Genomic DNA, 16,376 nt, shown 5'->3' with positions numbered 1-16,376 from the left:
ATAAAACACTTCTTTGCGCTGATGGTTATTCCTACTTGCTAATTAATTCTATCATGTCACCGCGAATAAATTCGCCGTTGGCACTTCCTCCACGCATCTATTGCCAAGTGGCTTCCGTGCCTTTCGTTCTATTTGGTGATTAGGTACTAATTTAAAGTTGTCTGACTACAGGTTTACCGTCAATAACTTCACCAACAAGCACGATATCTGCACAATTGACGAAAATGCCATTTTCCAAAACACCAGGAATATTATTCAGGGTTTTTTCCAGGTTTACAGGGTCATCAATGCTATCGAATGTGACATCCAAAACCATGTTACCTTGATCAGTGATCACAGGTCCGGCTTTTCTCACACCCATCCGCAATTCTGGCTTACCACCAAGTGCTTTAATGGCATTAGTGACGGGGGTAAGTGCCATAGGGATGACTTCAACTGGTACAGCGAAACTAGAACCCAAGCGCTCTACTAACTTACCACCATCAACGACGACAATAAACTGTGTTGCTAGGTAATCTACAACTTTTTCGCGGGTATGTGCCGCACCACCACCTTTAATCAAGTTTTTGTGGGGGTCTACTTCATCTGCCCCATCTATGGCAATATCAATATGGTCTACAGCGTCTAAAGTGGTGAGGGGAACGCCATACTCTTTTGCTAACACTTCTGATTGAAATGAGGTGGGGATACCGACAATATCTTTGAGTTCCCCTGATTTGAGGCGTTCTCCTAAATACTGAATGGTGTAAGCTGTGGTTGAACCTGTACCCAAACCAACTATTGAACCGGATTTTACTAAATTGGCGGCCGCTTTGCCAACTTCTTGCTTCATCAATTTAACTGGATCTGCTGGTATGGACATTCTTTAACTCCTGAACAATTAAGGCTATAGAAAATACTATCACAGCCAACTATATTATAAAATTGGTAATGAGAATTTAGAATTTAGAATTTAGAATTGAGGATTGAGAACTAAAACTCCCTTGATTTTTGATTTCTGAGCGAAATTTTGGATTTTATTTACAGACGATTTGTTATAAAAATAAAGGTTTATCAATTATATTTAAAATATCTTTATTTTTAATTATCTAGAAAATCAGCAACTTCAATTATGCAATCACCGTCAATATCAATAATCTAGTTAGAAGATGATAGCTAAAATGAAAAAATTACTGGGTGCATTGACTTTAATCACACTGCTGCAAAGTTCCCCAATTATTGCCCAAGAACAATCACTAGATCCAATACCTGTTACCAGTTCAGAATATATCCAAAAGGTAGTTGATTCTAAGTTAATGGATAACTTTCCCGATGGTAAATTTTATCAGGATAAGTTAATTAGTCGTGCAGAATTAGCGTCAATTTTAGTGAAGGCATTTTATTTAGATAAACGGGCTATTATTCCTGAAAAAAAATCTCTATTTATCCCTGATGTTCCTCCTTCTCATTGGGCATATAAAGATGTTCAGATAGTTTTGAAAACTGATATTATGAAAGGTTATCGAGGAAATCTGTTTTTCCCAAATCAACGGGTTACTAGAGGTGAAGGTTTAGCGATTTTTGCCCAAGCTTATGGGGTTTTCCAATTTCCTGATCAAAGCGTTGATAAGATTCTCTCATCACATCCAGATGCCATAAATATACCTGATTGGTCTAGAAAAGCGATTGCTACAGTCATTGCTGAGGAATTTGTGAATATGGATACACAAGGTAATATTTACCCACTAAGCCCCATGACAAGGGGAGATTTAGCTTATGTCCTAAGTAAGTATTTACAACGTCAACAGAAGCAACCATCAACACCTATAGTTCGCTAGATTTCTCTATTTTCATGAAGTTGGAGATTGGGGCAGTTTTTAAGCCAAAAACTTGTTTACACAGCGAACAAACATTTCCACACCTATTGGTAAAGCCGTTTCATCAAAATCAAATCGGGGATGATGATGAGGATAATCTAATTTTTTCTCTGGATTTGCAGAACCAAGAAAAAAGTAACAACCGGGAACTTCTTGCAAGAAAAATGACATATCTTCCCCACCCATTGTTTGACACTCAGGAACGATACCAATGGGGGTTTCTATCACTTCCTCTGCAACTGAACGAACTAATGCCGCGATTTCCGTATCATTGATAACTGGTGGATAAAGATGAATATAATCTAAGTCATAATTTGCACCGTGACTTTGACAAATTCCCCCAATAATTTGTTGAATGCGGTCTTTAAAAAAACCTGCTAAATCAGGATTAAAATATCTCACTGTCCCACCCATTCTTGCGGTATCAGCAATCACATTAACTGCTGTGCCGGCGTGGAGTTCTCCCACTGTCACCACAGCCGCATCAATGGGGTTAACATTACGGGAAACAATAGTTTGTAAAGCATTGACTATTTGCGCCGCTACCACGATAGAATCTACTGTTTGCTGAGGAATTGCCCCATGTCCACCTTTACCAAAAATGGTGCAACGAAACAATTCTACAGCGGCCATTAATGCCCCAGCGCGGACTCCCACAGTTGCCAATGGCAGATTATTCCATAAGTGTAAACCGATAATGGCATCAACATCAGGGTTATTCAATACACCTGCTGCGATCATCGGTTTTGCCCCACCGGGACCTTCTTCGGCGGGTTGGAAGATAATTTTTACTGTGCCACTAAAGTCTTGTCGGTGTTGATTGAGGTAATATGCCGTACCGAGAGCGATCGCTGTATGTCCATCATGTCCACAAGCGTGCATCACACCATCATGTTGAGAACAATAGGGAACTTCATTCTCTTCTTGAATAGGTAAAGCATCCATATCCGCCCGAATTGCTAATACTTTACCATGCCCAGATTTTTCACCTTTAATAATCGCCACAATTCCCGTTTCTGCAATACCTGTTTGATGTGCAATTCCCCAACTTTGCAACTTTTCGGCAATAAACTCAGCGGTAATTTTTTCCTGAAAACCTAATTCTGGTTTTTGGTGAATTTGTCTTCTCCACTCTACTAATTGCGGTTGCAAAGCCCGAATTGCTAACCGCACATTTTTAAGATTTACCGTTGAAGCCAAAGGAAATGTAGAAACCATATTTATCAATTAAAAATTAAAAAAACTCTTCCCCATTACCTATTACCAATCACCAATTACCAATTACCAATCACCCATTACCAATCACCAATTACCAATCACCCATTAGCTACAATATATTTCCCAATCTAAAGCCGCAGCAACTTTTGCAAGTTGTTCCAAATCTCTGGGATTTTCCAGATAGGGAACATAACCTAAAACGGGAATATTTGTCAATGATTGAATTAACTCTGGTGGTGTTAAATCAGCAATTTCTTCCTCGGTGCGGGGTTGGGTGCAATTAAGAATAATTCCGCGCAGATTGATTTTATGTTGCCTAGCTAATGCTACATTAGCAACACCCTGAGCGATCGCCCCCAATCTGACCGGCACCACCAAAAAAGTCTGTAATCGCCATTCACCCGCCAAATCAGCCACCGTCAACTCATCAGTAATCGGTGAACCCAAACCCCCCAAAGATTCCACCAACACAAAATCACGTTGTTTCTGCAAAGCCAACAAAGTTCGCCAAACTATCGCTAAATCAATTTGACGATTTTCCTTCGCCGCAGCTATGGGAGGGGCTAAAGGGGCTTGAAAATACAAAGGTGTAATTTCTTCTGGTGACTGTTCCAAATTAAACAGAGTTTGGTACAGTTCCCTATCACCCAACCCCGATTGAATTGGCTTCATCATCCCCAAACTACGCTGGGGATAATATTTTTGCCAATAAGCGGCTATTGCTGCTGTGACAACAGTTTTACCAGCATCCGTATCAGTTCCCGCAATCAGTAAAGTATTCAACAACGTTTTTTGCTAAAAATGACAACTTAATTTGCTTCTTTTCATAATTTAACGTTAAAACGTTAATTTGTCCCATTAAACCCTGAAGTTGACGTTTCTGTAGGAGTTGGCGTTTCTGTGGGAGTTGGCGTTTCTGTGGGAGTTGGCGTTTCTGTGGGAGTAGGGGAAGTCGTGGGGGTTGGCGTTTCCGTCGGAGTTGGCGTTTCTGTGGGAGTTGGCGTTTCCGTTGGTATTGGCGCTTCTAAAGCTACATTCAAACTATAATTAACCTCGGAAACACCCCCAGACAGACCTAATCGAATAATATATCTCCCATCATTAGCTAATATTCCTTCATAAGAAGTAGATTGTTGATCTTGAGTATTAATGATTTCACGATTAGCAGTGAAAATCGTCAGTACAATCCCACTGTTTTCATTTACAGATACAGTTAATTTTTCCCCGATCTTACCTTGTAAACTATATTCAACCAATTCATTTTCCCTCAGTGTTCCGTCAATTGTCGCCTTGTTAGATTTGTCTAATCTCAGCCGTTGACGGTTAATCACAGGTTCACTATTAGTTACTGTGGGTGTTGGAGTTGGTGTTAATAATGTCCCACTAGGAATAACTGGAGACGGAAATGATTGTGGGGTTGTGATTGTTTCTGTTGCTGGACGAGACTGATTTTTCAGTGAATTCACCAAAGTCCAAGAACCAAACCCTGCTAAAATAATCACAACACCGCCAATTCCTGCCAACGCCCAAGCATTATCCAAAACAGAGCTACTTTGTCCAGAATTAACTGAAGGTTGCGGCTTTTCAGATGTTTTTGATATCGGTTCAGGACGATGCCCGATAGCGATAGTTTGTAGATGAGATAAATTAGCAGCAGGTTGGCTACTATAACCTAAGTTAAGCAGTGCCTGAGTAACATCAGCGGCACTTTGATACCGTTCCCCCGGCAGATAACTCAACATTCGCTGCAAAATTTGAGCGAATTCCGGTTTTACTGTTGCCCACTGTTGCCAATTCCATATTAGTTCCTGCTCATCAAATAAATCTGCGGGTTCTTTCCCCGTCAACAAAACTATCGTCGTCACAGCCAACGCATACAAATCACTACTAGGATATGCCCTACCCGTTTGCATTTGCTCACTAGGCGCATAACCCAATTTACCTACCGTAGTTACTGGTGTGGGGCTTGAGGATTGTAATTTTGTGGCTAACTCCTTGACTACTCCAAAGTCAATTAATACAGGCAGGGAATCACTTTCCCGTAAAATCATATTCTCTGGGGAGATATCCCGATGAATAATTCCCTGACCGTGAATATAACTAAGAACAGGCAACAAAGTGCGTAATAAATACAATACCTCTGCTTCAGTAAAAGTTGTGCCAACATCTTGGCGTTCTCTGAGCAAATTCCGGTAAGTCTTACCACCCACAAAATCTTGCACCAAAAATAACTTTTCGTTTTGGGCAAATTTTTCCCGAAATTTGGGAATTTGTGGATGCTCAATTTGATACAAGATAGCAGCCTCTCGTTCAAATAACTCTTGTGCCTTTTCTCCACCGGATGTTCCCGTGCTTGGGGCAATTAACTCTTTAAGCACACAAAGTTCATTAAAGCGTCTTTGGTCTTCTGCTAGATAGGTTCTACCAAATCCCCCCTGTCCAATAATGTGAATTATGTGGTAACGATTTTGTAGGATAGTACCAACTGTAATCGGTGATTGCATGGTCTATTGATTGAATATAATAATAACAACAGAGCTAGAACTTAACAAAACTATCGCCTGTCCACAACATGACTCAAAGTGTCTCAATTGTGGCTTCCGTAATTTTCCTCAGTCACCCCGCCCACAAGGAAGTGTATACTAGAAACAAGTCTGGCATTATTCTATTCTGACATTCGGACTTTAGTCAGGACTTGTCCAATATAGTAGCAGGTATAATCCGGGATAAATAAATCAATTGGCATCCGCAGCAATGTCAAAGTTGATCTTTAATGGTAGGCATTCAGCCGTCAGTTTTCCGGGAAATATATAAATATCGAAGTTCGAGGTATAGATAATTTTGCTAGGTTCTTTTTGATTCATAACATAAATATTTAATCTTCAATTCACGAGGTCGTTAATTGGTAATAAGTATCATAGAATAATTGTTTGCACTTTCGCTGCTATTTAATCGTCGGTTTTCTAACACCCCCAGGGTTAACTTGAAGATCAATATTATTTGTTTAATCCATTTTGGCTAAATTTGCTCAATCTCTGATGATATTTCTATGAATGCACTTCGAGGATCTGCTGTGCTAAGTTCTGCAACAATACCCGTCCAGTCAATGGCAACGGGACTACCTGACAATAATCGCTTACGGCTGTTTTCCGGTTCTGCCAATCTGGCACTGTCGCAAGAAGTCGCTCGTTATCTAGGTATGGACTTGGGTCCGATGATTCGCAAAAGATTTGCGGACGGAGAACTTTATGTTCAAATCCAAGAATCTATTCGGGGTTGTGATGTCTATTTAATCCAGCCCAGTTGTCAACCCGTCAATGATCATTTGATGGAATTACTAATTATGATTGATGCTTGTCGTCGGGCTTCTGCACGACAGATTACAGCAGTAATTCCTTACTATGGTTATGCTCGTGCTGACAGAAAAACAGCCGGTAGAGAGTCAATTACTGCGAAGTTAGTTGCTAATTTGATTACTGAAGCAGGTGCTAACCGCGTTCTAGCGATGGATTTGCACGCAGCCCAAATTCAAGGCTATTTCGATATCCCCTTTGATCATGTCTATGGTTCACCAGTTATCCTGGATTATCTCATTAGTAAAGGATTACAGGATATTGTGGTGGTTTCCCCTGACGTGGGTGGGGTCGCACGGGCTAGGGCATTTGCGAAAAAATTGAATGATGCACCTCTAGCAATTATTGACAAACGCCGTCAGGCTCATAATGTTGCCGAAGTCTTAAATGTGATTGGTGATGTGAGAGGCAAAATTGCCATATTGGTGGATGACATGATTGATACTGGCGGTACGATTGCGGCGGGGGCTAATTTACTGCGTCAAGAAGGAGCTAGTCAGGTATATGCCTGTGCTACTCATGCTGTGTTTTCACCACCGGCTATTGAAAGGTTATCAAGTGGGGTGTTTGAGGAGGTTATAGTCACTAATACTATTCCCATCCCAGAGGCTAATCAGTTTCCTCAATTAGTGACGCTTTCAGTCGCTAATCTGCTGGGAGAAGCAATTTGGCGGATTCACGAAGATAGCTCACTCAGTAGTCTATTCCGTTAATCAACAAATAACTATCTTCCCAAAGGAAGAAAAAAGGAGTCAGGAGTCAGGAGTCAGGAGGAAGAAAGAAGAAAGAAGGAGTAAAAGCATGATAACTTTGTACCTCCTGCAACCTGCAATATGCTGTAAATAATGAAGGATGAAAGTTTTCGTTCTTCATTTTTTGTATGCAGCTAAAATTTCTAATTCGGAAACTACTGCTCTGGTGGCTGCTCCGCCTTGGTCTTCTATGGCATCATGTAGTAAGGCAGCGATCGCTTCATCTTCATTAGCGCCATATTCTAAGGCTATACTGGCTACTCCTAGTAAATGGGTAATATAGGGAATATCACCAGCTTTGCGTTTTTGCGTGGCGTGGAGTTCATGGGCGTAGGTAAGTGCTTGGGTAAATCTTTCTGATAGCATTTTTAGTTAAATAGGTATTTCGGCGTTATTGTTAATTAACTGAAATTACACACTTCCAATCTCAAAAGAATAGCAGATAATTCATAACCACCACGCCATTCATCCCACAATCGAGGAAGATGTCCTTCTAGTGCATTTTCACTAAAGTTTATTTCAGAATAATAACACCATTCTCTAGTAGTCCAACCAGCAAATAAAATTTGATGATTTCTTGTTGATCTCCATCCTACATATTCTCCAAATAGTACCCAATTTTCTTCGTTAAATACTCCAGCTTTTCCACCTAATTTTTCCCATATTTTTTTCTGGATGCTAAAACCAAAACGCCCTTTACTATATTTTACCCACAGTTGATCTATAGTTTGTAAGGCTTGACAAGGAAAATCTTTAATATCTTCTGCTATGAAATATCCTTGTTCTTGTAAACCCATTATTTCTAATATCTTATACTTTGTCAATTCATCAGCACTTTGCCATTTTTTGTTAATAAGTAATTCCTCTAGTTTACTATAATTATTTATTTTATTAAATAATTTATTAGTTAATAAATTGGGAATTTGCTCAAAATTAACAACATCAACACTAGGAATGTTTGTTACTTGTGGTTGCAAATATATCTCATTTAAATCTAATAACCCTAACCATTCACTTATTGACTGAGGACGATTTTCCGGCTTTATTTCCATCCCTTTAATTATCGCCTGATTTACTTTATCACTAATACTAGAATTTATCTTTTTTGCTTCTTCTAATTCTGTACCAATTGCTCTCATTGGTGATATAGTTGGTAATTCTCCAGTTAACACAGAATACAAAGTTGCAGCTAAAGCATAAACATCTGTAAATGCTCCCCGTTTTGCTTTTTTATCATATTGTTCAATTGGTGCAAAACCATCAGCTAACATTTGCGTATGTGTTTGAGTTAAATTCTGGGAAAACTCTCGCGCAATCCCAAAATCAATTAACACGGCTTCTGATTTACCAGAACGCAACATGATATTTTGTGGTTTAATATCTCGATGTAATAAACCATTATCATGAACTACAGTTAATGCTGATCCAATTTGCTGAATATAGCGTAATGCTTCACTTTCAGATAAAATACCTTGATTTTCTACTAAAGTTCCTAAATCTTCACCATCAATATATTCCATCACCATACACCAAAGATCATTTTCATGAATGACTTCGTAAATTTGCACAATATGAGGATGACTACATTTAGCTAATTTAATCGCTTCGTTGAGAAAGTCTTGTTGAAATTTAGCAAAATCAGCACGTTTTTGGATTGCATCATTTAGAGTTTTGATAACAACGAAATTTCCCTGATTATCTCTAGCGCGATAAGTGATCCCAAAACCACCTTCACCTAATTCTTTTTCTATGGTATATTTACCATTTTGTAATTCCTGTCCTGATAACCAAGCCATAACCTGTAAATTTATAGATTTATAAGTTCATTTTGGCACAATTTTAGTTGTAAGTGCTAATTTCAGGTTATTATCTGCCTAAAATAGTAGAAGACACCTGACTACAAACTAAAAACCTATGCCACAAAAAATTCTCAAGGAAATTCTCAATCAGCTTGATAGTTTAGAACAAGATGAACTACAGCAACTTAATCAAGCTATCCAAATATGTCTAACTGATAAAGCACAAGTTAATCAAATCACAAAATTTCATCAAGCACTGTTAAGTTCTGGTTTGGTGAAACAAATTAAACAACCTGCTGACAGTAAACAACATGAAAGAAAACTTATTCAGGCACAAGGAAACCCCGTTTCTCGAACTATTATTGAGGAACGTCGCTAAATGTCTGTTTATTTTTTAGATAGCAGCGCCTTAGTTAAACGCTACGTTGCGGAAATAGGTTCAGGTTGGGTTGTTAGCTTGTGCAATCCTACGTTAAAAAATGATGTATTTATTGCTGCTATTACTGTTGTAGAGATTACTGCGGCAATTAGTAGAAGAACGAGGGCTGGAAGTATTAATATTCAAGATGCTACAATGGTCTACCATCAGTTAAAAAATGATATCGAATCTGAATATCAAGTGATAGAAATTACAGACAATATCATTAATTCAGGAATGAGATTAGCTGAAAAATATTGTTTACGCGGCTATGATGCAGTTCAATTAGCTGCTGCTGAGTCCATAAATACCCTTTGCATTGCAAATGGTTTACCTCAATTAACTTTTGTATCTGCTGATAAAGAATTGAATATAGCCGCTGTCAGTGCAGGTTTGCTTGTGAAAAATCCTCACAACTATTCTTCAACCTAAACCATGCTCTTGATATTTATTATCAAAATAACAATATTTGTGACAATTACGCTAGAATTATTAAAGGTTCGTTACAGAATTGGCAAATCATCTCCACTTCTGTTAAAACGACCAAAAATAAGCTTCTTAATCTAAAAACCTTAAAGTTTACCCAAATCATCTATGACGCTCCCAATTCGTAACGTCGCCATTATCGCCCACGTTGACCACGGTAAAACCACCCTGGTTGACGCTCTCCTCAAACAGTCCGGCATTTTCCGCGAAGGCGAAGACGTTCCGGATTGTGTCATGGACTCCAATGATTTGGAACGGGAACGAGGCATTACAATTCTTTCTAAAAATACAGCGGTTCGCTACAAAGAAACCCTGATTAATATTGTTGATACCCCTGGACACGCTGACTTCGGTGGAGAAGTAGAACGGGTACTCGGCATGGTAGACGGTTGTATTCTGATTGTTGATGCCAACGAAGGACCAATGCCCCAAACCCGCTTTGTCTTGAAAAAGGCTTTGGAAAAAGGTCTCCGTCCTATTGTTGTTATTAACAAGATTGACCGGGGACAAGCTGACCCCCACATTGCTGTTGATAAGGTCTTGGATCTGTTCTTAGAATTAGGTGCAGATGAAGACCAGTGTGACTTTAAATATTTGTTTGCTTCCGGTATGGCTGGTTTCGCTAAAGAAAGCTTAGAAGCAGAATCAGTAGATATGCAGCCGCTATTTAATGCCATTCTCCGTCACGTCCCCGCACCTGTGGGAGATCCTAACAAGCCTCTACAATTGCAAGTTACCACCCTAGATTATTCAGAATATTTAGGCCGGATTGTCATTGGTAAAATCCACAATGGAACTATCCGCGCTGGACAACAAGCTGCTTTGGTAGTAGAAGATGGCAGCATTGTCAAGGGCAAAGTTACCAAGTTGATGGGGTTTGAAGGTTTAAAACGGATAGAGATGCAAGAAGCTACCGCAGGTTATATTGTGGCTGTAGCTGGTTTTGCTGATGCTTATATTGGTGAAACTATTACAGATCCTAATGAACCTCTGGCTCTACCATTAATTAAGGTGGATGAACCAACGTTACAAATGACCTTCTGGGTGAATGATTCACCTTTTGCTGGCCAAGAAGGTAAATTGGTAACATCTCGGCAAATCCGCGATCGCTTATACCGCGAATTAGAAACCAACGTAGCTTTGCGCGTTGAAGACACCGACTCTCCTGATAAATTCCTCGTTTCTGGTCGTGGTGAATTACACCTAGGTATCTTAATCGAAACCATGCGCCGTGAGGGTTTTGAGTTCCAAGTATCTCAACCTCAAGTAATTTACCGTACAGTTAACGGTCAAAATTGCGAACCTTTTGAACTTCTAGCTTTAGACGTTCCCGCGGATGCAGTTGGTAGCTGTATTGAACGCTTAGGACAACGGAAAGCGGAAATGCAAGATATGCAGCCTGGTGGTGGCGATCGCACCCAACTAGAGTTTATCGTAGCAGCCCGTGGTTTAATCGGTTTCCGAGGTGAATTCATGCGAATGACTCGCGGTGAAGGCATCATGAACCACAGTTTCCTTGATTATCGTCCCCTTTGTGGTGATATTGAAGCCCGGAACAAAGGCGTTCTCATCTCCTTTGAAGAAGGTGTTTCTACTTCCTACGCGATGAAAAACTGTGAAGATAGAGGCGCGTTCTTTATCAGTGAAGGAACTAAGGTTTACAAAGGGATGATTATTGGTGAACATAATCGTCCCCAAGATTTGGAATTGAACGTTTGTAAAACGAAGCAGTTAACCAACCACCGTTCATCTGGTGGTGAAGAACTTACTCAGTTACAAACACCCATAGACATGAATTTGGAAAGAGCTTTGGAATACATTGCTCAAGATGAATTGGTGGAAGTTACACCTGAATCTATTCGTCTTCGGAAGATGTCCAAGAAATTGGTGAAACGTTAAGATCTGTAGGGGTGGGTTTTCCCACCCTGATTAAATTTATAAACTCATATAAATCAGGTAAATCACACAAATCATAGTTAAGAAATTGCACTTCTGACTAAAATTACGGTACTATCAACACCAGATGCGATTGCTTCGGGAATATTACCTTGAATTGCTTGTTGTAATAATCCCTCACGAGAAGCACCCAAAACTACAACGTCGAAATCTTCAGTTTTGACTAATTCAATGACTCCAGCGGTAACAGATTCAGCTTGCAAAGATGCAGCGACAACATTACTTTGTAAATTGCGGTAACGCATTAATTGACGAGTAGATTCCTCTAAAACCGTCATATCTGGTGCAACTTCCCCAGGTTTAACTACCTGCGTTAAGCGAATTTCTATGTCGTTTTCCAAAGTTACTAAAGCAGGTAATAATTTAATGGCAATAGGTGCATTTGGTCCTCCAGCCATTGGTATTAACCAGCGTTTAAATTGTTGGTAGGAATGGAAATTATTGCCTAATTTGACCAAGACAACATCACAGTTTGCTTGACGAATTATAGTATCTACTACGCTTCCAAAAATCCTGCCAGGGGTAGATGTATTTCCCTTCCAACCCATGAAAATTAAGTCTATATATCGTTCCTTAGTAGTTTCTAAAATAGCTTGGGCGATATCATGGGCGACACGAATTTGGGTATGAATGGGAATGTGCAGTTTTTTGGCTAAACCTTCGGCTTGTCGGAGTAAGCGGCGACTTTTAGCGGTGTTAACTGGGGTTTCCGCTGGAGAAACATGACGGGATACTAAGATGATTTGTAAACATTCTATTTCATAATGGCGATCGCGGGCGATCGCAGCAGCCATTTCTAATAAAGCCGGGGCGGTTTCCGGGTTAGCGATAGTAACTAATAATCTCCCTCTCCCAATACTAGGGGAACGAGTTTGATAAACTAAATAAGAAGGTTCTGCTTGGGGACCTGTCACCCCATTTTCGCCATTCAAATGATCTGCTTCGGCGCGAATAATATCGGCACGGGTAATAATCCCAATTAATTTTTTTCCATCTACTACGGGTAAACGGCTAATTTGATATCTATCTAATAAATAGAGAACATGACTTAATCTATCTGCTGGTGTCACCGTCACCGGTTTAGGTGTCATAATCTCTTTTAAAAGAGTTTCATGGGGGAAGAGATGATCACGGATTTTCTGTAAATCTGTTTGGGAAACTAAGCCCACTAGTTTATTATTTTCGACTACAGGAAAACCGCGATGATGGGAACGAGAAAAGGCTTTAATAACTTCATCTCCTGTCATTTTTGATTCTAAAGTTTCCACTATGCGCTGCATGACATCCTTAGCAGTTAATTGAGTTAATATCCCTTCCGTTGGACTATCTTTTTTAATAATGATGCCATTTAATTTTAAAAGTTTGTCATAGAGTGAACCGGGAACAACCTTCTCAGCCACTAGATAAGATGTCACACATACCACCATTAAAGGTAATACTAAATTGAAATCTGTCGTCATTTCAAAAACAATGACAATCGCCGTTATCGGAACTTTGGAAACCGCGCTAAAAAATCCCCCCATTCCGGCTAATGCGTAGGTAGTCGGTGAACCAAATCCAAATACTTGCAATTCACATACGCCAATAATATGTCCTAAACAAGAACCTAAAATTAAACTTGGTGCAAATAATCCTCCTGGTGCGCCCGAACCAAAGGCAATTAATGTTAAAATAAATTGGGCAATAAAGACAATTCCCGCTAAAGGAATATTTGGTTCACTGGCAATCATAAACTCCCGCAAACCTGTATTATCTCGAAAAGTTTCTGGCAACAAAGACATAATCAAACCAGAAGCCAAACCAGCTAAAGCCACTCGTAAAGGTAAACTAATATGTAAACGGCGATAAGCTTGAATACTGAAAATTAATCCCCGATTAAATAAAGCTGCTAATAAACCCGCTAAAATTCCTAAAATTAATAAAGTCGGAATTTCTAATAAAGAAAAACTGCTAGAATAGTCAATTAGTTTTAAGTCTAATTGTAAACTTCCACCACCCAACCAGCGGGAAATTACACCACCAATAAAAGCAGCGATAATTGCCGTTCCTAAAGTTAAACCTGATAGATCTTGTAATAACTCTTCAATAATAAATAATACCCCGGCTAGAGGTGCATTAAAAGCCGCTGCTAAACCAGCCCCAGCCCCCGCTGCAATCATCTGTCGGCGATGATCTGGAGAGGTAGGAACTAAGCGACTCATTCCCGCTGCTAACCCCGCACCAACCTGGACTGTAGGTCCCTGTCTACCCAAGGTTAAACCCGAACCCAAGGCGATTATCGAACTGATTAACTTGACAAAAGCTACTCTCCATGATAGTTTAATTGGCACATTCGCCAAAGCAGCTTTAACTTGGGGAATGCCACTACCAGCCGCTTCTGGTGCTAATCTCTGCACTAACCAACCGGAAAGAAACCCCAAACTTAGACCAATAAATGGTAGAGATATCCAGGCTGGGAAAATGTGAGTTGTATGCACTCGCCATGTTCCCAACCAGCCTGAACCTTGTTTGAGTAATACCGCAGATAAAGCGGCTACTATCCCAATTATAGAAGCTTCTGCGATCGCTAAACCCTTTCTAGGTTGCCAAAAGTTCCGAAAATACTGGGTTAGCAATGCCAAGGAAATCATCATTTTTAAGTTTAAATTTTTAATCTTTAAATTTTAATTTAAAACTAACTCTTTCTTGAGTTTTTTAGATGGGTATCTTATTTAGCATATTAAATATTTTTACTGAGGAGCTTGGATGAGAGAAGACGGTAAAATTATTGAAAATACTCTTGACAAGTTTTCGAGTTTCAGTTATTGTTTAAGTATAGTGAAAATCTGTGCGCCCATATATATAGGGGTTTGCTTTTCCAAAAGTATTTTTGTCAGAATCAGGATACTCAGGATTTTAGGATTTACAGGATGTGGGTTTCAAGTATAATGATCAATTATGATTCATAAATAAAATCTGCTAAACAATTACCTAATTTTAAATTTTCTATACTTTTAAAATCACTATCATAAGTAAATAAAATTAAATCATGTTGAATTGCTGTAGCTGCAATCCAAATATCATTAGTAGGTATAGGTTTTCCTTTCTTTCGCAATTGAGAATAAATGAGAGCATAATATTCTGACGTTTTTTAATCTATGGTAAATATTTTGACTCTAGGAGATTCCATAAATTTTTCTAATTCATAACGATTTAGTTCTAATTTATTTCCTAATGCAAAACCTCCTAGTAATTCTCCAAGGATGATAGAATTGATGGCAATAATATCTACATTTCCAATTATTGAAACTGCTTCATTTTGATTACGTTTAAAAGCAGTATAAGCATTGGTATCTAGTAAGATTGATTTTATTGCCATAATTGTTGATCTATTTCATTAAATTGTTCAGTATTAAGTAAAAATTCAGTTTCATCTTCTTTTGTCCATGTTCCAGCAAGATAATCTAAATCATGGTAAGGATAAGAATTAGAAAGGTTTTTTTCTGCTGTTTCCAAGGTTTCTGATGGTATATTTTGGGGTGAGAAAATCCCATTTTTTACACTATTTATTTTATCTGTAAATTCTTTTATCCATTGATAAAGGTTATCTAGCTCTTGTTCTGGTATTCTGTCAATTTCTGCTTGAATAAGTTTTTTTACTGTCATAAGTAATACTCCTGCTGGCAATTTATTATATTATATCTAAATGATGTCCAGGATTTGAGGATTTACAGGATGTTGTTGGATGATTTTTGGTGGGGAGTTGGGGATTTTTTTGTCTGAATCAAGATGTCCAGGATTTGAGGATTTATAGGATGTTATTGGATTATTTTTGGTGGGAGTTGGTGATTTTATTTGTCTGAATCAGGATTTCCAGGATTTGAGGATTTACAGGATGTTATTGGATAATTTTTGGTGGAAGTTGGTGATTTTTTTGTCTGAATCAGGATTTCCAGGATTTGAGGATTTACAGGATGTTATTGGATGATTTTTGGTGGGGAGTTGGGGATTTTTTTGTCTGATAGCGTAGCGTGGCGTTAGCCATATCAGGATGTCCAGGATTTGAGGATTGATAGGATGTTGTTGGATGATTTTTTGTGGGGAGTTGATGATTTTATTTTGTCTGATAGCGTAGCGTGGCGTTAGCCATATCAGGATTTCCAGGATTTGAGGATTTACAGGATGTGATTGGATGATTTTTGGTGGGAACTTGGGGATTTTTCAGAATGTTTTTGAATGATTGTTTTTGAATAATTTAAGCCATCCATAAACTACTATCCTGTTAATCCTTTAATCCCGGTTATCCTGATATGGCTAACGCCACGCTACGCTATCAGACAAATGCAATTTTCATCACCAACAAACCATCTATAAATTACTATCCTGTTAATCCTTTAATCCTGGTTATCCTGATTCTGACAAATACAAATTTCATCACCAAACAAACCATCTATAAATTACTATCCTGTTAATCCTTTAATCCTGGTTATCCTGATTCTGACAAATACAAATTTCATCACCAAACAAACCATCTATAAATTACTATCCTGTTAATCCTT

General features: G+C 38.8%; 14 protein-coding genes and 1 pseudogene. 5 read left to right on the top strand and 10 right to left on the bottom strand.

What is annotated here, in order from left to right; all coding sequences use genetic code 11:
• Nucleotides 1-151 precede the first annotated feature (151 nt).
• Entirely contained in the window at nucleotides 152-862 is a 711-nt protein-coding gene (rpiA, locus tag PN450_RS09100) for a ribose-5-phosphate isomerase RpiA (protein WP_015080467.1), read from the bottom strand.
• Between the two features lie 298 nt (nucleotides 863-1,160).
• On the opposite strand from rpiA, the gene PN450_RS09095 reads away from it, so the two are divergent.
• Nucleotides 1,161-1,817 carry an S-layer homology domain-containing protein gene (locus PN450_RS09095; protein ID WP_148767033.1) on the top strand — a complete coding sequence of 219 codons (657 nt, stop codon included), beginning with the start codon at nucleotides 1,161-1,163 and terminating at the stop codon, nucleotides 1,815-1,817.
• A 39-nt stretch (nucleotides 1,818-1,856) separates the two neighbouring features.
• Here the strand turns inward: PN450_RS09095 and PN450_RS09090 are convergent, their stop codons facing one another.
• The 3 genes from PN450_RS09090 to PN450_RS09080 all read right to left on the bottom strand — a co-directional run bounded on the left by PN450_RS09090 (nucleotide 1,857) and on the right by PN450_RS09080 (nucleotide 5,578).
• Entirely contained in the window at nucleotides 1,857-3,074 is a 1,218-nt protein-coding gene (locus PN450_RS09090; RefSeq protein WP_148764186.1) for a M20 family metallopeptidase, read from the bottom strand.
• Nucleotides 3,075-3,179: 105 nt separating this feature from the next.
• Nucleotides 3,180-3,857, bottom strand: a complete 678-nt coding sequence (gene bioD / locus PN450_RS09085; RefSeq protein ID WP_271836080.1) for a dethiobiotin synthase — start codon at nucleotides 3,855-3,857, stop codon at nucleotides 3,180-3,182.
• 62 nt (nucleotides 3,858-3,919) lie between these two features.
• A complete protein-coding gene (locus PN450_RS09080; protein WP_271836077.1) occupies nucleotides 3,920-5,578 on the bottom strand; it encodes a serine/threonine-protein kinase in 1,659 nt (552 codons plus the stop codon).
• A gap of 545 nt (nucleotides 5,579-6,123) precedes the next feature.
• Here PN450_RS09080 and PN450_RS09075 point away from each other — a divergent pair.
• Nucleotides 6,124-7,140: a ribose-phosphate pyrophosphokinase gene (locus PN450_RS09075; protein WP_271836076.1), complete on the top strand. Its 1,017-nt coding sequence runs from the start codon at nucleotides 6,124-6,126 to the stop codon at nucleotides 7,138-7,140.
• Between the two features lie 201 nt (nucleotides 7,141-7,341).
• Here the strand turns inward: PN450_RS09075 and PN450_RS09070 are convergent.
• Both PN450_RS09070 and PN450_RS09065 read right to left on the bottom strand, forming a co-directional pair.
• A pseudogene (locus tag PN450_RS09070) lies at nucleotides 7,342-7,545 on the bottom strand (HD domain-containing protein); the annotation flags it as partial.
• A gap of 35 nt (nucleotides 7,546-7,580) precedes the next feature.
• The gene (locus PN450_RS09065) at nucleotides 7,581-8,975 is read right to left on the bottom strand and encodes a serine/threonine-protein kinase (RefSeq protein WP_271836075.1); all 1,395 of its coding nucleotides are present in this window, start codon (nucleotides 8,973-8,975) and stop codon (nucleotides 7,581-7,583) included.
• Between the two features lie 118 nt (nucleotides 8,976-9,093).
• Between PN450_RS09065 and PN450_RS09060 the strand changes: the two genes are divergently transcribed.
• The 3 genes from PN450_RS09060 (at nucleotide 9,094) to typA (ending at nucleotide 11,781) form a co-directional block, all read left to right on the top strand.
• Complete coding sequence (locus PN450_RS09060; RefSeq protein WP_271836074.1) at nucleotides 9,094-9,357, top strand: hypothetical protein; 264 nt, start codon at nucleotides 9,094-9,096, stop codon at nucleotides 9,355-9,357.
• Entirely contained in the window at nucleotides 9,358-9,828 is a 471-nt protein-coding gene (locus PN450_RS09055; protein ID WP_271836073.1) for a type II toxin-antitoxin system VapC family toxin, read from the top strand.
• 162 nt (nucleotides 9,829-9,990) lie between these two features.
• Nucleotides 9,991-11,781 carry a translational GTPase TypA gene (gene typA, locus PN450_RS09050; RefSeq protein ID WP_015080476.1) on the top strand — a complete coding sequence of 597 codons (1,791 nt, stop codon included), beginning with the start codon at nucleotides 9,991-9,993 and terminating at the stop codon, nucleotides 11,779-11,781.
• Between the two features lie 77 nt (nucleotides 11,782-11,858).
• Here typA and PN450_RS09045 read toward each other — a convergent pair whose 3' ends face one another.
• From PN450_RS09045 to PN450_RS09030, 4 genes are all read right to left on the bottom strand, one after another.
• Nucleotides 11,859-14,468, bottom strand: coding sequence for a chloride channel protein (locus PN450_RS09045; protein WP_271836079.1), 2,610 nt, complete (start codon nucleotides 14,466-14,468; stop codon nucleotides 11,859-11,861).
• A gap of 305 nt (nucleotides 14,469-14,773) precedes the next feature.
• Nucleotides 14,774-14,944: a PIN domain-containing protein gene (locus PN450_RS09040; protein WP_271836078.1), complete on the bottom strand. Its 171-nt coding sequence runs from the start codon at nucleotides 14,942-14,944 to the stop codon at nucleotides 14,774-14,776.
• Between the two features lie 24 nt (nucleotides 14,945-14,968).
• Nucleotides 14,969-15,196 (bottom strand): PIN domain-containing protein, encoded by a 228-nt coding sequence (locus PN450_RS09035; RefSeq protein WP_271836072.1) that lies wholly within the window; start codon nucleotides 15,194-15,196, stop codon nucleotides 14,969-14,971.
• A complete protein-coding gene (locus PN450_RS09030) occupies nucleotides 15,187-15,483 on the bottom strand; it encodes a hypothetical protein (RefSeq protein WP_148764170.1) in 297 nt (98 codons plus the stop codon). Before PN450_RS09030 ends, PN450_RS09035 begins: the two co-directional genes overlap by 10 nt.
• Nucleotides 15,484-16,376 lie beyond the last annotated feature (893 nt).

Origin of the sequence: Dolichospermum lemmermannii CS-548 (assembly GCF_028330815.1) — a bacterium.
Lineage (GTDB): Bacteria > Cyanobacteriota > Cyanobacteriia > Cyanobacteriales > Nostocaceae > Dolichospermum > Dolichospermum lemmermannii.
Note: the sequence above shows the minus strand (reverse complement) of the source record. Positions and strands in the feature narration are given on the sequence as shown.

Bases quoted from the DNA above. Each gene is read 5' to 3' on its own strand.
- PN450_RS09055 (WP_271836073.1), top strand. From the start codon at position 9,358: ATGTCTGTTTATTTTTTAGATAGCAGCGCCTTAGTTAAACGCTACGTT.
- PN450_RS09095 (WP_148767033.1), top strand. From the start codon at position 1,161: ATGAAAAAATTACTGGGTGCATTGACTTTAATCACACTGCTGCAAAGT.
- PN450_RS09080 (WP_271836077.1), bottom strand. From the start codon at position 5,578: ATGCAATCACCGATTACAGTTGGTACTATCCTACAAAATCGTTACCAC.
- PN450_RS09090 (WP_148764186.1), bottom strand. From the start codon at position 3,074: ATGGTTTCTACATTTCCTTTGGCTTCAACGGTAAATCTTAAAAATGTG.
- PN450_RS09035 (WP_271836072.1), bottom strand. From the start codon at position 15,196: ATGGCAATAAAATCAATCTTACTAGATACCAATGCTTATACTGCTTTT.
- PN450_RS09045 (WP_271836079.1), bottom strand. From the start codon at position 14,468: ATGATTTCCTTGGCATTGCTAACCCAGTATTTTCGGAACTTTTGGCAA.
- rpiA (WP_015080467.1), bottom strand. From the start codon at position 862: ATGTCCATACCAGCAGATCCAGTTAAATTGATGAAGCAAGAAGTTGGC.
- typA (WP_015080476.1), top strand. From the start codon at position 9,991: ATGACGCTCCCAATTCGTAACGTCGCCATTATCGCCCACGTTGACCAC.
- PN450_RS09060 (WP_271836074.1), top strand. From the start codon at position 9,094: ATGCCACAAAAAATTCTCAAGGAAATTCTCAATCAGCTTGATAGTTTA.
- PN450_RS09030 (WP_148764170.1), bottom strand. From the start codon at position 15,483: ATGACAGTAAAAAAACTTATTCAAGCAGAAATTGACAGAATACCAGAA.
- PN450_RS09075 (WP_271836076.1), top strand. From the start codon at position 6,124: ATGAATGCACTTCGAGGATCTGCTGTGCTAAGTTCTGCAACAATACCC.
- PN450_RS09065 (WP_271836075.1), bottom strand. From the start codon at position 8,975: ATGGCTTGGTTATCAGGACAGGAATTACAAAATGGTAAATATACCATA.